The sequence below is a fragment of the Tepidicaulis sp. genome, from assembly GCF_965222285.1.
Taxonomy (GTDB): Bacteria; Pseudomonadota; Alphaproteobacteria; order Parvibaculales; family Parvibaculaceae; genus Tepidicaulis.
Map to the genome: position 1 here is coordinate 3,536,930 of NZ_OZ244942.1, position 15,991 is coordinate 3,552,920.

Annotated in this window: 17 protein-coding genes; 12 read left to right on the plus strand and 5 right to left on the minus strand. The window is 61.3% G+C overall.

Annotated features, from left to right (window positions below; all coding sequences use genetic code 11):
* Positions 1-6: 6 nt before the first annotated feature.
* The 4 genes from ACOQOT_RS16975 to ACOQOT_RS16990 form a co-directional block, all read right to left on the minus strand.
* The gene (locus tag ACOQOT_RS16975; protein WP_420560336.1) at positions 7-453 is read right to left on the minus strand and encodes a bacteriohemerythrin; all 447 of its coding nucleotides are present in this window, start codon (positions 451-453) and stop codon (positions 7-9) included.
* 28 nt (positions 454-481) lie between these two features.
* Complete coding sequence (locus ACOQOT_RS16980) at positions 482-1,693, minus strand: acyl-CoA dehydrogenase family protein (protein ID WP_420560337.1); 1,212 nt, start codon at positions 1,691-1,693, stop codon at positions 482-484.
* 112 nt (positions 1,694-1,805) lie between these two features.
* Positions 1,806-2,846, minus strand: coding sequence for a copper-containing nitrite reductase (nirK, locus tag ACOQOT_RS16985; RefSeq protein WP_420560338.1), 1,041 nt, complete (start codon positions 2,844-2,846; stop codon positions 1,806-1,808).
* A gap of 239 nt (positions 2,847-3,085) precedes the next feature.
* The gene (locus ACOQOT_RS16990; protein ID WP_420560339.1) at positions 3,086-3,523 is read right to left on the minus strand and encodes a pseudoazurin; all 438 of its coding nucleotides are present in this window, start codon (positions 3,521-3,523) and stop codon (positions 3,086-3,088) included.
* A gap of 160 nt (positions 3,524-3,683) precedes the next feature.
* Between ACOQOT_RS16990 and ACOQOT_RS16995 the strand changes: the two genes are divergently transcribed.
* The 10 genes from ACOQOT_RS16995 (at position 3,684) to ACOQOT_RS17040 (ending at position 12,972) form a co-directional block, all read left to right on the plus strand.
* The gene (locus tag ACOQOT_RS16995; protein WP_420560340.1) at positions 3,684-4,400 is read left to right on the plus strand and encodes a Crp/Fnr family transcriptional regulator; all 717 of its coding nucleotides are present in this window, start codon (positions 3,684-3,686) and stop codon (positions 4,398-4,400) included.
* 88 nt (positions 4,401-4,488) lie between these two features.
* Entirely contained in the window at positions 4,489-4,719 is a 231-nt protein-coding gene (locus tag ACOQOT_RS17000) for a DUF1858 domain-containing protein (protein WP_420560341.1), read from the plus strand.
* A gap of 172 nt (positions 4,720-4,891) precedes the next feature.
* Positions 4,892-5,470 carry a BON domain-containing protein gene (locus ACOQOT_RS17005; protein ID WP_420561965.1) on the plus strand — a complete coding sequence of 193 codons (579 nt, stop codon included), beginning with the start codon at positions 4,892-4,894 and terminating at the stop codon, positions 5,468-5,470.
* 86 nt (positions 5,471-5,556) lie between these two features.
* The gene (locus ACOQOT_RS17010; RefSeq protein WP_420560342.1) at positions 5,557-6,393 is read left to right on the plus strand and encodes a SirB1 family protein; all 837 of its coding nucleotides are present in this window, start codon (positions 5,557-5,559) and stop codon (positions 6,391-6,393) included.
* Positions 6,394-6,541: 148 nt separating this feature from the next.
* A complete protein-coding gene (gshB, locus tag ACOQOT_RS17015) occupies positions 6,542-7,480 on the plus strand; it encodes a glutathione synthase (protein WP_420560343.1) in 939 nt (312 codons plus the stop codon).
* A gap of 46 nt (positions 7,481-7,526) precedes the next feature.
* Positions 7,527-7,931 (plus strand): VOC family protein, encoded by a 405-nt coding sequence (locus ACOQOT_RS17020; RefSeq protein ID WP_420560344.1) that lies wholly within the window; start codon positions 7,527-7,529, stop codon positions 7,929-7,931.
* 175 nt (positions 7,932-8,106) lie between these two features.
* Complete coding sequence (locus ACOQOT_RS17025; RefSeq protein WP_420560345.1) at positions 8,107-8,658, plus strand: hypothetical protein; 552 nt, start codon at positions 8,107-8,109, stop codon at positions 8,656-8,658.
* Between the two features lie 26 nt (positions 8,659-8,684).
* The gene (locus tag ACOQOT_RS17030; RefSeq protein WP_420560346.1) at positions 8,685-8,816 is read left to right on the plus strand and encodes a hypothetical protein; all 132 of its coding nucleotides are present in this window, start codon (positions 8,685-8,687) and stop codon (positions 8,814-8,816) included.
* 311 nt (positions 8,817-9,127) lie between these two features.
* The gene (locus ACOQOT_RS17035; RefSeq protein ID WP_420560347.1) at positions 9,128-10,717 is read left to right on the plus strand and encodes a YifB family Mg chelatase-like AAA ATPase; all 1,590 of its coding nucleotides are present in this window, start codon (positions 9,128-9,130) and stop codon (positions 10,715-10,717) included.
* A 173-nt stretch (positions 10,718-10,890) separates the two neighbouring features.
* Positions 10,891-12,972 carry a response regulator gene (locus ACOQOT_RS17040; RefSeq protein WP_420560348.1) on the plus strand — a complete coding sequence of 694 codons (2,082 nt, stop codon included), beginning with the start codon at positions 10,891-10,893 and terminating at the stop codon, positions 12,970-12,972.
* Here the strand turns inward: ACOQOT_RS17040 and ACOQOT_RS17045 are convergent.
* Positions 12,969-13,445, minus strand: a complete 477-nt coding sequence (locus ACOQOT_RS17045; RefSeq protein ID WP_420560349.1) for a GNAT family N-acetyltransferase — start codon at positions 13,443-13,445, stop codon at positions 12,969-12,971. The genes ACOQOT_RS17040 and ACOQOT_RS17045 overlap by 4 nt on opposite strands.
* Positions 13,446-13,503: 58 nt before the next feature.
* On the opposite strand from ACOQOT_RS17045, the gene ACOQOT_RS17050 reads away from it, so the two are divergent.
* Together ACOQOT_RS17050 and ACOQOT_RS17055 are read left to right on the plus strand one after the other, a co-directional pair.
* Positions 13,504-14,892: an AmpG family muropeptide MFS transporter gene (locus ACOQOT_RS17050; RefSeq protein WP_420560350.1), complete on the plus strand. Its 1,389-nt coding sequence runs from the start codon at positions 13,504-13,506 to the stop codon at positions 14,890-14,892.
* A gap of 151 nt (positions 14,893-15,043) precedes the next feature.
* Entirely contained in the window at positions 15,044-15,919 is an 876-nt protein-coding gene (locus tag ACOQOT_RS17055; RefSeq protein ID WP_420560351.1) for a GNAT family N-acetyltransferase, read from the plus strand.
* Positions 15,920-15,991: the final 72 nt, after the last annotated feature.

The window sequence follows — 15,991 nt, forward strand, 5'->3', positions numbered from 1 at the left end:
GGGGGCTTAGCGGCCCATCGCGTCCAGCATGTGGGATTTGTAGCGCAGATCGTAATGCAGGAAATGATCGAGCAGCCCATCGCGGATGCGCAGCGCCAGCACGCGCCGTCCCTCATTGGCGCTGGGTGGCAGTGCCGTGAAGGTCTCGAGCATCATGTCGCATTCTTTTTCAAGACGCCGGTGCTCGCGCGCATGGGTCTCGAGCCCGCCATATTTGCGCTTTTCCATCAGTCTTTCTTCGTTTGCGTAATGGGCTTTGTGATGGGTGATGACGGCGGCAAGACGCGCGGTAAGCGCGGCGCGTTCTTCTTCATCGGCGGGCACCTGCTCCAGGCAGTCCATCAGCTCGTTCAGTTCCATGAAAAGCTGCCTGTGCTCTTTATCGAGCTCACGAATCCCTATCTCGAAACTGTCGAGCCAGAGAAGTTTCGGAACGGTGCAGGTCATATCCATTGCATCTCTCTTTCGCGCCGGGGTAGGCTCAAACGGCTTTGCCGAGCCCGAGGACGCTTGCTGCCAGAATGTTACGCTGTACTTCGTTCGTGCCCGAATAAATGCTCGCCGCGCGGGTGGCGAAATATTTCGCGCCCGCATGAGCAAGCGGCGGCGTGGAAGAACTTCGCTCCAGAATTTCTTCCGGGTCGAGCGCTTCGAGCCCTGCGGATCCCGCAAGATCGAGATAAAGCGCGCTCAGCTTTTGATGAAGCTCGGTCGCGAGCAGTTTCATCATCGAGGAATTGAGCGCGCCGGGCTGCTGCGTATTGGCAGCTTCCTCGGCCCGCTCCAATGCGTCGAGCCCGATCTCGGCTTCGGCAAAAGCACCCGCAAAAGCCGCTTCGAGTTTCTCTTTTGCCGCAAGCTCCTTGGCAAGGCGGTAGGTGCGGCGCAGAAGGCCCGTCGTCGTATTGCTCTTGCGGGCATATTGCATGAGCCGCTTGGCAACGAGCCAGCCTTCGTTTTCCTCGCCCACGCGCTCGCTGGCGGGCACGCGCACGTCGGTGAAATGCACTTCGTTGAATTCCGGCTCCCCGGAAAGTGTCTGGATAGGACGAATCTCGATGCCGGGGCTTTTCATATCGATCAGCAGGAAAGTAATGCCTTCCTGCGGCTTGCCGGTGGACGCGGTGCGCACAAGTGCAAACATATGGGTGGCCAGATGTGCGCCCGTCGTCCAGATTTTCGTGCCGTTCAGAATATAAGTATCGCCTTCGCGCACCGCCTTCATCGAAAGTGCGGCAAGGTCCGAGCCTGCGCCTGCTTCCGAATAGCCCTGACACCAAAGATGCGCGCCGCTCAGGATCGGTTCCAGATAGCGCGCGCGCTGCGCCTCGCTGCCCATTTCGATGAGAAGCGGGCCGACATTGCGCAGGCCGCCGGCAAAAAGCACCGGCGCGTCGCGCTCGGCGCATTCACGCTCGAAGAGCATTCGCTGGCGCGCATCCCAGCCCGTGCCGCCATGGGCTTTCGGCCAGGCAGGGGCGATCCAGCCTTTTTCATAAAGACGTTTGTGCCAGAGACGGCAAGCCTCGATGTCGGAATGCGTGCCCGTGGTCGCCCGGCCCGCGGCGCGCAAATCTTCCGTTAACGCCTCATCAAGAAAAGCGCGCACCTCATGCAGAAACACCGCCTCGCCGCTTTGTTTTTCGAGCGCGGCGGCGGGGGCGGCTGTCTTATGGGCGCCGTCAAAGGCCATCTTCAAGGTTCCGTGTTGCAATCCCATAATTGCCAATTTAGGCAAAGCGCGGATTTCCGCCATGACGTGAATCAATAACCCCGGCGGTTTGTACCGCCGGGGTTATCTTTGCTTACTCGGCCATCGCCTGTTTTTGCGGCAGGCTTTCGCGGAAGATCTCGGGATTTTCCTCACCTTCCACATTGATGTGTCCCGCGAGCCCCTTTTCGACCCGGCTCAGCGCATGGTCGACCAGGAGATAGGTGCCCGGTACCTCGAAGCTGAGATCGGTGATCGTCGCCCCGCCCGGCGCCACGGTGACGGTCTGCACATCTTCGGTATGGGCTTTCACGCCGCCCAGGTCATAGACCTTGTCGAAGATCTCGCCGATCACATGGAAGCTGGAGGTCTTGTTCGGGCCGCCCACACCGAAATAGATGCGCGCGGTTTCGCCGACTTTCGCCTGCAAGGGCTTGTCCTTGATCAGGCCGCCCACCTTGCCGTTGAAGACATAGTGCGTGGGAAGCTCGTCGATCAGCCGTTCATAGCTTTCCGTCAGCTCGCCCTTCGTGCCGATAGGCTCGACCGTGTAAAGCTCGCCCTGCATCACATAGAACTCGCGGTCGACTGCCGGCAGCCCTTCTTCCGGTTCCACCAGGATCATCCCATACATGCCGTTGGCGATATGCTGGGCAACGGTCGGTGTTGCGCAGTGATAGACATAAAGGCCGGGCTTCATGGCTTTGAAGGAGAAGGATTTCGTCTCGCCGGGCATGGCAAGCGTTGCGTGCGCGCCGCCGCCGGGGCCGGTGACGGCATGGAAGTCCACATTGTGCTGCAGCCAGCTTTCTTCATTGTTGGTCAGCGTCACTTCCACCGTGTCGCCCACCCGCGCGCGGATCATCGGGCCGGGCACCTGATTGTTGAAGGTCCAGAAGCGGTAGTCGCTCCCGTCATTCAGCTTCGCGACGCGTTCGATTGTCTCCAGCGTGACCTGAATGGTTGCAGGTTCGGTGCGGGCGATGGGGGCGGGCACTTCGGCAGGATCGCGCGTGATGCTCACCTCTTCGGCGTTTGCCATCCCCGCCCATCCGGTCATACCCGTCAGGATCAGAGCGGCTCCGGTGCCAAGCAATGTTTTGCCAAGCGGTATTTTTCCAAGCAGCGGTTTCATCGTTTCAACTCCTCATCTAGCTCGGTCATACAGCTGGCGGCGGCTCATTTACCGGGTCGTCGTCGCTGATTGAGGCCACTATGAGGAAAGATTGGAGAGGCTTGTTTGCGCCCCGACAAAGAGCCGTAGCATTGAGGGGCGGTGCGTCATTTTGTCCGTAAACAGATAAAGAAACGGCCCGCCGGGAGAAGCGGGCCGTTGAGCCTTCATTAAGCAGGAGGAGATGCTTGACGAAGGAGTTAGTTTTTCAGTGCGGCAAAAAGCGCCTCGAAGCGGTCTGCGGCCCTGCCGCGCTGTTTAACGGCTTCGGCTTCGGCGAGATTGGCGGAGGGATCGCCTACCACGACAAGTCCGACCATGCCCATGCCGTAATGGGGCATGCAGTCATAGCCATAGACGCCTTCCTTCTCGAAGGTAACGGCGATCTCTTTGCCGATGCCGCCTTTGAAAGGTTCGGCGCCTTCCGGCAGCATGCCGGGGCGCGACTGCGCGTTATGGCCGGGATTGGTGGGCACGAAGCGCACCGTGTCGCCGGGCGCGACTTTCACCAGCGCCGGTTCGAAGACCATCATGCCGGCCTCGCCCTTGTTGAGCATTTTTACTTCCACCTCGGCGGCTTGCGCGGGGGCGGTGAGCGCCAGAATGGCCATGGCGGCGCGGAAAGCGGTTTTCATCATCTAAATTCTCCTTTGCACGGCAGGCAGCGGTTGAATGCGGCCCCGACTTGAGGCGAAGATAGAAAGCCTTGGTTCTTCCGTCTTTGCGGGCGGACAAAGAACCGGCAGATTGCCGGGCACCGCAAAATTCGCGGAGCCTTCACTGGGGAGAGGCGTGCTTATGCCCACGCAGGAAAAACAGCTCGATCCGGCGCTGCTCGATGCGGTGGATGTGTTCGGTAATCTCGATCCTGCCGGCAAGGATGAGGCGCTTGCCGCGGCTCATTGGCGCAAGCTTGAAACGGGCGAGCGCGCGTTCGAGCAGGATCAGGAAGCCGATGCTTTTTATGTGCTCTCCGCCGGGCGGCTGAAAGTCACGCAAGTTACGCCCGAGGGACAGGAAATCATCATCCGCTATATCGGCCCGAAGGAAATGTTCGGCTGCGTTGCTGTTTGCGGCGGGCTGACTTATCCGGGCACCGCAACGGCTGTAACGGACTCCTGGGCGCTCGGCTGGACGCGCGCCACTATCGGCGAGCTGGCGCAGACCTATCCCGGCATTGCGCTCAACGCCATGCGCACCATGGGCGGGCGCTTGCAGGACACCCAGTCGCGCCTGCGCGAAATGCAGACGGAGCGCGTGGAGCGGCGCATCGCCCATGGCATTGCCCGGCTCGTGGCGCAGGCGGGCCGGCGCGTGGAGGGCGGCATTCTGATCGACTTTCCCGTTTCCCGGCAGGATATTGCCGAGCTGACGGGCACGACGCTGCATACCGTCTCGCGCACGCTTTCCGCCTGGCAGGAACGCGGCGTCGTCGAGCTGGGCCGCCAGAAACTGACCGTGCGCGACCCGCATGCGCTTGTCGTCATTGCCGAAGACCTGCCGCTTAAAGAGTGATTCCCACCGAAGCTTGCGCGCGCGCAAAGACGCCCGCTCCTGCCCGCCTCATACTGCTATGGCTTTCTGGGGAGGAAGGAGTGCTCTCATGGACGGACATCTCAAGGAAACGGAGTTTCAGGACGCGGGGCTGACCGCGCAAAGTATCGTGGGCGAGGTGATGCGGCTGCATCCGGCCACCCTGCCCGTTTTTCTGCACCGGCACATGCACTGTCCCGGCTGCCCCATGGCGCCGTTCATGACGCTGGCCGAGGCGGCGGAAAATTACCGCACCGATCTCAATGCCCTGCTCGCCGAGCTGAATGCCGCCTGCCGTTAGCCTCTCTCCCAACTCCCGCCGCAATTTGCACTATGCTACGGTTGCCGGGGCCGCAAGGCTTCGGACTGGGGATGATTCGCGGGCAATTTAGCGGAGTGTGAAGCAGGCAATGGCAGGAAGCGGGCACGCATTTTCTTCTCCCTCATTTTTTCTTCGGGCAGCGCTGTTGGCGGTGCTGGGTTTCGGCCTTGCCGGCTGCACGGTGACGGGCACGGTGATCGGTGCGGGCGCGGCGGCCGGCATCGGCGCCTCACAGGAGCGCGGGCTGGAAGCGGCCGCCGATGATCTTTCCATTCAGGTCGAGATTAACCGCCGTCTGCTTGCCGAAGACGACAAGCTCTTTTCCCGTGTCTCGACGCAGGTGAGCGAAGGGCGCGTGCTGCTCACCGGCGTCGTGGATAAGCCGGAAGAGCGGGTGGAGGCCGTGCGCATTGCCTGGAGCGTCAAGGCCGTGCGCGAAGTGATCAGCGAAATCCGCATCGAGGAAGGCGCGGGCCTTGTGCAGGCGGCAAAAGACACGCTGATTTCCTCCAAGCTGCGCTCGCAGATCATGCGCGATACCGACATCGTAGCGATCAATTACTCCATCGAAACGGTGCGCGGCTGGGTCTATCTGATGGGCATTGCGCAAAATCAGCGCGAGCTGACCCGCGTGATTAACCATGCCCGTGATATCTCGGGTGTGCGCAACATCATAAGCCATGTACAATTGAAAGACGATCCGGACCGGCGCGCGGCGCTTGAAGAGTAGATCAGGGTAAATGCCCGTTCGGCCGGAGCAGAGGTAGAACGAGTAAAGCGGTGCGCCCCGGCGTGCCCGCGCTAAGGGAGCAGGCCATGCATCGGGGCGAACTCAGGCAGGCATTGCTGGATTGGGGGCAGGAGCCCCGCGCCGATCTTCTGGCCGATGCCGCCCTTTGGCTGGGCGCGCTCGACCGGCCCGATGCCGACCTGGCCGCTTGCGAGCGCCATTTGCGCGACATTGCCGCCGCCGCCAAGGCCCGCTTCATGGGCCAGAGCTTTTCCGCCCGTGAGGGGGTGGAGGCGCTTTCGGAAATTCTCGGGCGCGGCTTTCATTATGAAGGCGACCGCGAGCAATATGACGCCCCGGAAAACGCCAATCTTGTGGATGTCATTACCCGCCGCAAGGGCCTGCCCGTGGCGCTCGGCATTCTGTATCTTCATGCGGGCCATGCCGCGGGCCTCGATATAACGGGGCTGAATTTCCCGGCGCATTTTGTCCTGCGCCTCGAAGCGGCAGGGGAAATGGCGATCCTCGATCCCTTCAATAAAGGCGCGGAAATGAGTGCCCGCGAGCTGCGCCTTCTGCTGGAACAGGCCATGGGCCCCGGCGCCCGGCTCGACCCCGATTACTATCAGCCGGTCACGCCGCGCCTGGTTTTGTTACGGCTCCAGAACAATCTCCTCACCCGCGCTCTCCAGGCCGGGGATGAGGAAAAAGGCGCCGAATATCTCGCCCGCATGAGCTGGATCGCGCCCGATGAGGCCGCCATCCGCTACGACCTCGGCAAACTCCACACCCGCCTTGCCCGCTACGGCGATGCGCTGGAGGATTTCCGCCAGACGATCGATCTTGCCCGCGCCCAGGACAATTGGACGCTCGCCACCGAGGCCGCGCAAATCCTCGAGCGGCTGCGCAAGAAGCTGAACTGAGCCGGTTCTTTGTTTCCGCCGGATTTTGCCCCGCCGGAATTTGTGAGCGCCCAAGCGCCTTGCATCCGGGCGCGCCCGTCGCCATCTTGTGCGCCACTGCATTCCGGCAAACCGCCCGCGCGGCTGAACGAAAAGAAGGCGACGGATCATGGGCTTGAAGACAGCCATCCAGATGGACCCCATTGCGGGGATCGACATTAACGGCGATTCCACCTTCGCCCTGGCGTTGGAAGCGCAGGCCCGCGGCCATCAGCTCTTCTATTACGAACCCCATCAGCTTTCCATGCGCGACGGGCGGGTTTATGCCCGCATGAGCCCGCTTTCCGTGAAACGGGAAAAGGGCGCGCATTTCACCCTCGGCGAATTTTCCCCGCGCGACCTCACCGACATGGACGTGGTGCTGATGCGCCAGGACCCGCCCTTCGATATGAATTACATTTCCGCGACCCATCTTCTGGAGCGCGTGCACCCCAAGACGCTGGTCGTCAACAATCCGCGCGAGGTGCGCAACGCGCCGGAAAAGCTCTTCGTGACGGAATTTCCGGGCGTCATGCCGCCCACGCTCATCACCCTCGATCAGGCCGAAATCCGCGCCTTCCGCGATGAGTTCAAGGACATTATCGTCAAGCCGCTTTACGGCAATGGCGGGGCGGGCGTCTTCCGCCTGTCCGAAGGCGATGAAAACCTCGCCTCGCTCTTGGAGCTTTTCGGCAATCTCTCCAACGAACCGCTCATCGCCCAGCAATATCTGCCCGATGTGCGCAAGGGCGACAAACGCATCATCCTGGTGGACGGTAAACCTGTCGGCGCCATCAACCGCGTGCCGGCCAAGGGCGAATCCCGCTCCAATATGCATGTGGGCGGGCGGCCGGAAAAAGCGGGCCTGACGAAGCGCGAACAGGAACTGTGCGAAATCATCGGCCCGGAATTGAAACGGCGCGGGCTGATCTTCGTTGGTATCGATGTGATCGGCGACTATCTCACAGAGATCAACGTGACGAGCCCGACCGGCATTCAGGAGATCGACCGTTTCGACGGTTCCAACCTTGCCGGTCTTGTCTGGGACGCGATCGAGGAAAAGCGCTGAGCCTCTTGGCGCTCCCGCGTCTTCATTCAGGAGAAAGGAGGAAGCCATGCCGCCGCCTTTCAAACCCTTGCGTCTTGATCATGTCGTGCTGCGTGTGCGCGACATGGAAAAGACGCTGACTTTCTACCGCGATGTGATCGGCGCCGAGCTTGAGCGCGAGATCCCGGAAATCGGGATGAAGCAATTGCGCGCCGGCGCCTCGATCATCGATCTCGTTCCCGCCGCAGCGGGCGCGGAAGCGGTGCCGGAAAGCGCGCAGAACATGGACCATCTCTGCCTGCGCATCGAGCCTTGGAGCGAAAGTGTCCTGGCCGCGCATTTTTCCCATTTCAGCGTGCCGGTGGAAGGCGAAGGCATCCGCTACGGCGCCGAAGGCAACGGCCCCTCGATCTATGTCCGCGACCCGGAAGGTAATGTCGTGGAACTGAAAGGCCCGCCGCTGGAGGGGTGAGACTGTTCCCTTACGTTTTTGCTTTGGGCTATCTTTCTGAACAAAAGAATTTAGTTTTAGGGGTTCGCCGCAGCTGAACGTCTAGCGCACACAAATTCTTGAATAAAATGAGTTTTTAATCTAATTGCATAGCAGGGTGATACGGCCCATTTAAGATAAAAAGGTGAGGACGCCAGTGTCGCGGTTTTCTAAAGGGAGTGAGACTTTTTTAGAGTTGGCAACGCCTGAAAGTTTTGGCCAGTTGAAAGATGAATGGGCTAGCCAAGCCATCAAATATGATGATGACAGTTATGCTGAGGCGTATTTGCAGCACGCGGAAAGCATCATTGCCAAGCCGTGTGAAGGGCGACCGAGGGGTACGTTTTATGGGATTTTTATCCTAAAAGACTCTGCGTCAAATTGTCTCGGAATGGCCCATTTCAATAGAGCACAGTTGCCAAAAACGGCAGGTTGGACGTTGCGTACTGTTTGGGTGCAGCTTGCCCCTAAGTATGATTACGAAGAGCTGACGGAACAGGAAGCTGCAGATATCGTTGCTGGTTTACTCTTTTCTGCGATTAAACTTTGTCGGGAAGGCGAATTGAAATCAGATCACCTAAAAGTTCATTTGCAAAATTCTGGTGATCGTCAACTTGCGATGGGGTTGGCTCGTGCTCTAGAAAATGATTCGCCGGAAACGAAAGTTTCTGTTAGGGGAAACTGGCTACACTTCGACAACGTAGCCTGAAAGTGGCCGTAAGGGAGATTGGTGGGATGACCTATGAGCAAATGCAGAAAGCTGCTTTAGTGGCTGTAAGGGTGATGGGCCCAGCTCTAAAGAGTGTCTCTTGGTTCAAGCGTAATTGGCAAGAACCTGTGACTGAAGAAGAGAAAAAAGCAGCATAATCTCCCTAAACCCCGCTTCGGCGGGGTTTTCTATTTAGCATTCCGGTTTGCAAGGCCTCAGTACAAAACTTTGAATTTTTGCGCCGCACTACATCGCTCAGTTGTGGACGCATAACTGAGCGTAGTGCTAGCTATCTTTCTACTTGGTCGGTTGGGGCACTACACTGCTATGCGCCCGATGCGTGTGCGCAGCCCGGCGCACACGTTCATGTTCCCAAAATGTTCTTGTTTGGCGCGGCCTGCTTCGCTAGCCTGGGCAAAACGGGGAATTTGCCAAGCGCGCGTTTGGAGCGCGCGGGAGCGGAGCAGCCATGGTCGCGCATGTGGAAACGGTGGCCTTTTGGGGGCTGGACGCAAGGCCGGTCGATGTGCAGGTGCAGATGGGCCCGGGCCTGCCCGCCTTCACGATTGTCGGCCTGCCGGACAAGGCGGTGGGGGAAAGCCGCGAGCGGGTGCGCGCCGCCCTTGCCGCGCTTGGCCTGGGTCTCCCGCCCAAACGCATTATCGTCAATCTCGCCCCGGCGGACCTGCCCAAGGAAGGCTCGCATTTCGACCTGCCCATCGCGCTTGGCCTTCTGGCGGCGATGGATGTCATCGGCGCCGAGGATCTTTCCCGTTTCGTTGCGATCGGGGAGCTGGCGCTTGACGGCGCGCTGACCCCGGTGACGGGGGCGCTGCCCGCCGCTGTCGCCGCCAACGGAAGGGGCAAGGGCCTGATCTGCCCCCATGGCTGCGGCTCCGAAGCGGCCTGGGCTGGTTTCGGATCCGAAACGGCAGGCGTGCTTGCGCCCAAAAACCTCATTCAGCTCATCAATCATTTTAAGGGCAGCCAGTCCCTTTCCGAGCCCGTGCCGTTGAAGGCGGAAGACGCGGCAGGCCCCCTTCCCGACATGAAGGATATCAAGGGCCAGGAAAGCGCCAAGCGGGCGCTGGAAGTGGCGGCGGCCGGCGGGCACAACATGCTGATGGTCGGCCCGCCCGGCTCCGGCAAATCCATGCTGGCCGCGCGCCTGCCCGGCATTCTGCCCCCGCTCGGCGCCCGTGAGATGCTGGACACCTCCATGATCGCCTCGATGGCGGGCCAGCTTGCAGGCGGGCGTCTGACGCGGCGGCGCCCTTACCGCGCGCCCCACCATTCCGCTTCCATGGCGGCCCTTATCGGCGGCGGCCACCGGGCAAAGCCGGGCGAGGTCTCGCTTGCTCATGGGGGCGTGCTCTTTCTCGATGAGCTGCCCGAGTTTTCCCGCCAGGTACTCGATTCGCTCCGCCAGCCCATCGAGACGGGCGAGGCCGTCGTCGCCCGCGCCAATGCCCATATCACCTATCCGGCCAGGTTCCAGCTCATCGCGGCGATGAACCCCTGCCGCTGCGGCCATGCCGGGGACATGAGCCAGGCCTGCGCCAGGGTGCCGCGCTGCGTGGGCGACTATCAGGCCAAACTTTCCGGCCCGCTGATGGACCGGATCGACATTCATGTAGATGTGCCTGCCGTCTCCGCCGCCGATCTGGCGCTGCCGCCCCCTGCCGAAAGCTCCGCCGATATTGCCCAGCGCATCGCCCGTGCCCGGCAAATCCAGGCAAAGCGCTACGGCGATGTGACTGTAGGTCACGAAAGTGGTGAGAGTGAGGGGCGCACGCTCCTTCAGGCAGGCACGTTTCTCAATGCCCAGGCCGAGGGCGAGCTTCTGGAAAAAGTGGCAAGCCCCGATGAAGCGGGCCGGGCGCTTTTAAGCGAGGCGGCGGAGGCCATGAAACTCACTGCCCGCGGCTATCACCGGGTGCTGCGCGTCGCCCGCACCCTTGCCGATCTCGAAGGCACGGCCTCCGTCGGCCGCCTCCATATCGCCGAGGCGCTTTCCTACCGCCAGCTTGCCGCAGGAAGGCTCGGGGCCGCCGCCTGACGGGCCGGAAGAGGCCAAAACCCGCACAATACGGGGCATTTTAAGCCCTTTGTAACTTCTCCGGGCGAGGCTGGAGGGACCGCTGAAGAGCCGGGCGCGCTGCGCCGCGGCTCCGGGCGGCGTGGCAGACCCTGCTTGAGCTATATGCGGGGGCGTAAAGGGGAACGCAGTTCATGATGGGCGCGGATATGCTGCTCGGCCTGATGGCCGGCACCGGGATGATCGGGGCGGGGGCGGCCTCGGTTTTCGGTCTGCTTTATCTGCAGGAACGCCGCAAGGCGGCGCGTCAGCGCGCGGCTTTCGAGGCGCGCTTCGAAACATTGTCCGACCGCAACTGGGAACTGAAAGAAAGCGAAGAGCGCTACCGCACGCTGATCGATGCGCAGGGCGATGTGATTTTCAGAAAAGACCTGCGCGGCTTTACGACCTATGCCAATGACGTTTTCTGCCAGACTTTCGGCGTGCCGCGCGATGAGGTGATCGGTTCGGTCTTTATTCCCGATGTGCCTGAAGGTGAAATCCCCGCCTATTTCGGTGACTTCGCAGGCCTGGCTTTGCCGCCTTACCGGGTGCGATACGACCAGCATGTCGTCACCACGCGCGGCCCGCGCTGGTTTGCCTGGGAGGAGTTTGCCATCCGCGATGAAGACGGGCGGCTTGCGGAAATTCAGACCATGGGCCGGGACATTACCGACCGCAAGCTCGTCGAGCAGCAGCTCGGCGAGGCGCTGGAAGAAGCCCAGCGCGCCAACAAGGCCAAGAGCCTTTTCCTTGCGACCATGAGCCATGAAATCCGTACACCGATGAATGCCGTGCTCGGCATGACGCAGCTTCTGCTCGACACCGAGCTGGTGCCCGCCCAGCGCTCTTATGCCGAGGCGGTGCGCGACTCCGGCCGCTCGCTGCTCGCCATCATCAACGACATTCTCGATTATTCGAAAATCGAGGCGGGCAAGATCCATCTCGATAACGAGCCCTTCAGCCCGCATGAATTCATCGAAAGCGTGACGGAACTTCTGGCCGCCCGCGCTTTTGAAAAAGACATCGACATCGCTTCCATCGTCGATCCGGATGTGCCGCGCATTCTCAAGGGCGATGAAATCCGCCTGCGCCAGATCATCATGAACCTGGCCGGCAATGCGGTGAAGTTCACCGAACAAGGCGGTGTGCTCATTCATGTGTCGCTCGCCGATGACATGCCGGCGGCGGACGGGCGCGCGCGGCTGAAAGTGCTGATTGAAGATACAGGCATCGGCATGAGCGAGGAAGATGCCGCGCGCATCTTCGATGAATTCTCGCAGGCCGATTCCAGCCTTGCCCGCCGCTTCGAAGGCACGGGCCTTGGCCTTGCCATTTCCAAACGTCTTGTCGAGGCGATGGGCGGCGAGATTTCGGTCGTGAGCGAAAAGGGCGTGGGCTCGACTTTCGCTTTCACGCTCGAATGCGATGTGGAAGAGGCGGCGCTGCCTTCGGCCCGCGATCTTGACGGGCGGCGCGCGCTTGTCGCCGTTTCATCGCCGATGACCTCGCGCGCCTTGCAGCATCTTCTGGAAAATATGGGCGCCGACGTCGCGCAAGGCTTTGCCGCCATGGAAGACGGCCCCGCCGACATTGCCTTCATTTGCGAGCGCAATGCCGAGGCACGGCGCGAAGAGATCACCAGACTTCTGGAAGAAGCGGGTACGCGCACGCTCGTCATCGTGGCGCCGGGCACGGCAGCGCCTGAAGCGTTTGACGGCTATCTCGTGCGCCCGGTGCGCCAGTCCTCCTTTAAGCGCCGCTTGCTGGCGGGCGAGGTGGAGACGGTACAAGAAGTGTCCGCCGCCGTGTCTGAGGCCAGCGCCGAAAAGAGCGACGGGCTGAGCGTGCTTGTTGCCGAGGATAATGAGCTGAACGCCATTCTCACCCGCACGCTTTTGGAGCGCCAGGGTCACAAGGTCAGAATGGTGGAGAATGGTGCGGAAGTCGTCGAGGCGCTGAAGGGCGAGCCCGGCGGCTATTTCGATCTTGTGCTGATGGATTTGCATATGCCCGAAGTGGATGGCTTCGAGGCAACGAAACGCATCCGCGCGCTCGGCCCTGAATGGTCCGATGTGCCCATCATCGCGCTTACCGCCAATGCGATGGTCGAGGACCGGCAGGCCTGTCTCGATGCGGGCATGGACGATTATCTCTCCAAACCCGTCATGCCCGAAGAATTGCAGGCCGCGCTTTCGCAATGGGCGGGCCGGCGCTCGGCTTACGCTGCCGCTTAAAGCGTAAGGTAAAGCCGCGGCAGCTTACGCCCCGGAATGGAAGCGGAAGGCGAGGCGGCAAAGACCTTGAACCCCATCTTCTCGTAAAAAACGCGCGCATTAGGATCGGCATCGACCTCGAGCCGGTTCATCCCGCGTGTCTTCGCCTCGCGTGCAAGGTCCGCCATCAAGGCGCGCCCGATACCCGCGCCCATATGGCCGGGCAGAACGAACATGTCTTCCACTTCCCCCACCCCCGGCGCCTCGCTCGCAACGAGCGAATAAAATCCGGCAGGTTCCCCCGCCCGTTCGGCAATGACGATATGCTCGGCTTTGACCCGGCCCGCATCGAAGCTGAGTTCGGCGCGGCACGCTTCCATGAAAGCGTCGTCATAACCCCAATGAGCTTTGGCGGTGAAGGCGATGGCGGAGAGGGTTTTGCAATCCGCCTCCCCTGCCCGTCTCAGGCAAAGTTCTGCTATTTTGCCCATCATCTTTCCTCGCGGTTTTGACGCCGGGCACGTATGGTAGCCCCGCTTTCGGGGGAAGAATATGGACGAGCTGCAAAAACCTGCCCGGCCCAGCCGCTTTGCAGCAAACTGGCTGCGGGCCTGGAGCGTTTATACAGAGCCGCGCGTGCTCGTTATTCTGGTGCTCGGCTTTTCCGCCGGGGTGCCGCTGGCGCTCACCCATTCCACGCTCAATCTTTGGCTGCGCGAGGCGGGCGTCGATATCGGCACGATCGGCCTCTTCGCGCTGGTCGGCATTCCTTATGTGCTGAAATTCATCTGGGCGCCCGCCGTCGATGCGCTGCCCTTCCCGCTTTTGACGCGGTTTTTCGGGCGCCGCCGCGGCTGGCTGCTCGGCTGTCAGCTGCTGCTCGTCCTTGCCATTACGGCCATGGGGTTGGTGGACCCTGCCGCCGCCCCCGTTGTCATGGCGCTTGCCGCGCTGGGGGTGACGTTCGTTTCGGCCACGCAGGATATCGTCATCGATGCCTTCCGCATCGAAAGCCTCGATGAAAACCAATATGCGGCGGGCATGGCGAATTACGTTGCCGCTTACCGTATCGCGCTTCTCGCCTCCGGTGCAGGCACGGTGGAAATCGTCTCGGCCTTGCAAGGCGCCGGTGTCTCGCAGGACTGGGTCTGGAGCGCGGGCTACGGCGCCATGGCCGCGCTTATCGCGCTTTGCATGATCGCCGTGCTTTTGGCGCGCGAGCCGGAAGGCAATGCGGAAGTTCAGGCGCGCCAGGCGCATATGAGCGCGAAGGAGCGCTTTGAAGATGCGGTGATCCGTCCCTTCACCGAGTTCGCGCAAAAGCCCGACTGGGTTTCGCTGCTGCTTTTCGTGCTGCTTTTCAAACTGGGTGATGCCTTGGCGGGCACCTTGATGGGGCCCTTTGCGCTCGATATCGGTTTTGAAAAAGAAACCTATACGCGCATCGCCAATGGCGTGGGTTTCCCCATGGTGCTGGTCGGCGGCTTTCTCGGCGGGGCGATGATGAAGTTCCTGCCCATGACCCGCAGCCTCTGGATCGCGGGTATTTTGCAGCTTCTCTCCAATCTTGCCTTCGTGGTGTTGGCGCTGGCGGGCGATGATGCGCTGGTGCTGGCAGGCGCGGTGGCGGTCGAGCAGGTGACGGGCGGGCTCGGCACGGTTGTCTTCGTCGCCTTCCTTTCGCATCTTTGTCAGGCCCGCGATGTGACGGCGACGCAGTTCGCGCTGTTGACGGCGCTGGCGGCGACGGGGCGCACCGTCTTTTCGGCGGGCGCAGGCTACATGGTGGCGCTCAGCGGCTGGGCGGTCTTCTTCTCGCTCACTGCGCTTGCCGCCCTGCCCGGCCTTCTTTTCCTGGCCTGGTTGCAGCGGCGCGGCGCCATCGAATCGGCCTCCAGGGCTGCAGAGAGCGGGGAATTAAAAGTAGAATCAGGACCTTAAGTGTGACATCACAGGGTCACAATTCGGGTTCAAGAAGGGACAGGCTCCTTGCACGCTTAGCCTAGTTAATGAAAGGATAGTGCAAATGACGGGCAGTCTCACTACGATCACCGCCGAAAGAACAGCCCCTGGAGTTGGTATGGGTTCGGGCATGGCACGGTCAAAAGAGGCGGTATCTGGGCAGGGCACGCAGCTATCCCAGACAGACGCAAGCGCAAGCGCGGCGACCTTTGGTCGGCGCGGGGCGCTGGAAGTGCGTCTGGCACAGACGCCCGAAGAGATCGATGCGGCCCAGGCGCTGCGCTATCACGTTTTCTACGAAGAAATGTCCGCGACCCCGGACCCCACGGCGCTGGCGACCCGCCGCGACATGGACCGGTTCGACGATATTTGCGACCACCTTCTGGTGATCGACCACAAGCTGGCCGAAGGCTGGGAAGGTGACGGCGTGCCCCCGCAAGCGGTGGTCGGCTGTTATCGCCTGCTGCGCCAGGAGGTGGCCGATGCCCATGGCGGCTTTTATACGGCCGGCGAATACGACATCGAGCCGCTGCTCGCCCGCGCCCGTAAGGAAGGCCTGCGCTTTTTGGAGCTCGGCCGTTCCTGCGTGCTGCCTGCCTACCGCAACAAGCCGACGGTGGAACTGCTCTGGCACGGCATCGGTCATTACATCGCCATGCATGGGCTCGATGTGATGTTCGGCTGCGCGAGTTTCGAAACGACGGACCCGGACGAGCTTGCCCTGCCCCTCTCCTATCTTTATCACGAGTTCCTGACGCCGGATGAGTGGTATGTGCGCGCGCTCGACGATCAGTATGTGGAAATGAACCGCATGACGCGCGAAGAGATCGATCTGCGCGGCGCCTTGCGCGCCCTGCCGCCCATGATCAAGGGTTATATCCGCGCGGGCTGCTATATTGGCGACGGCGCGGTGGTGGACAGCCAGTTCGGCACCACCGATGTGCTGATCCTCTTCCCGGTCTCGCGCATCAACGACCGCTATTTCACGAAATTCGCGAACAAGTAATCCGCGCGCCATTGCGCAAATGAAAAAGCGGCCTCGAAAGGCCGCCTTTTGCATGTCTGCGCGCCGTCCCGG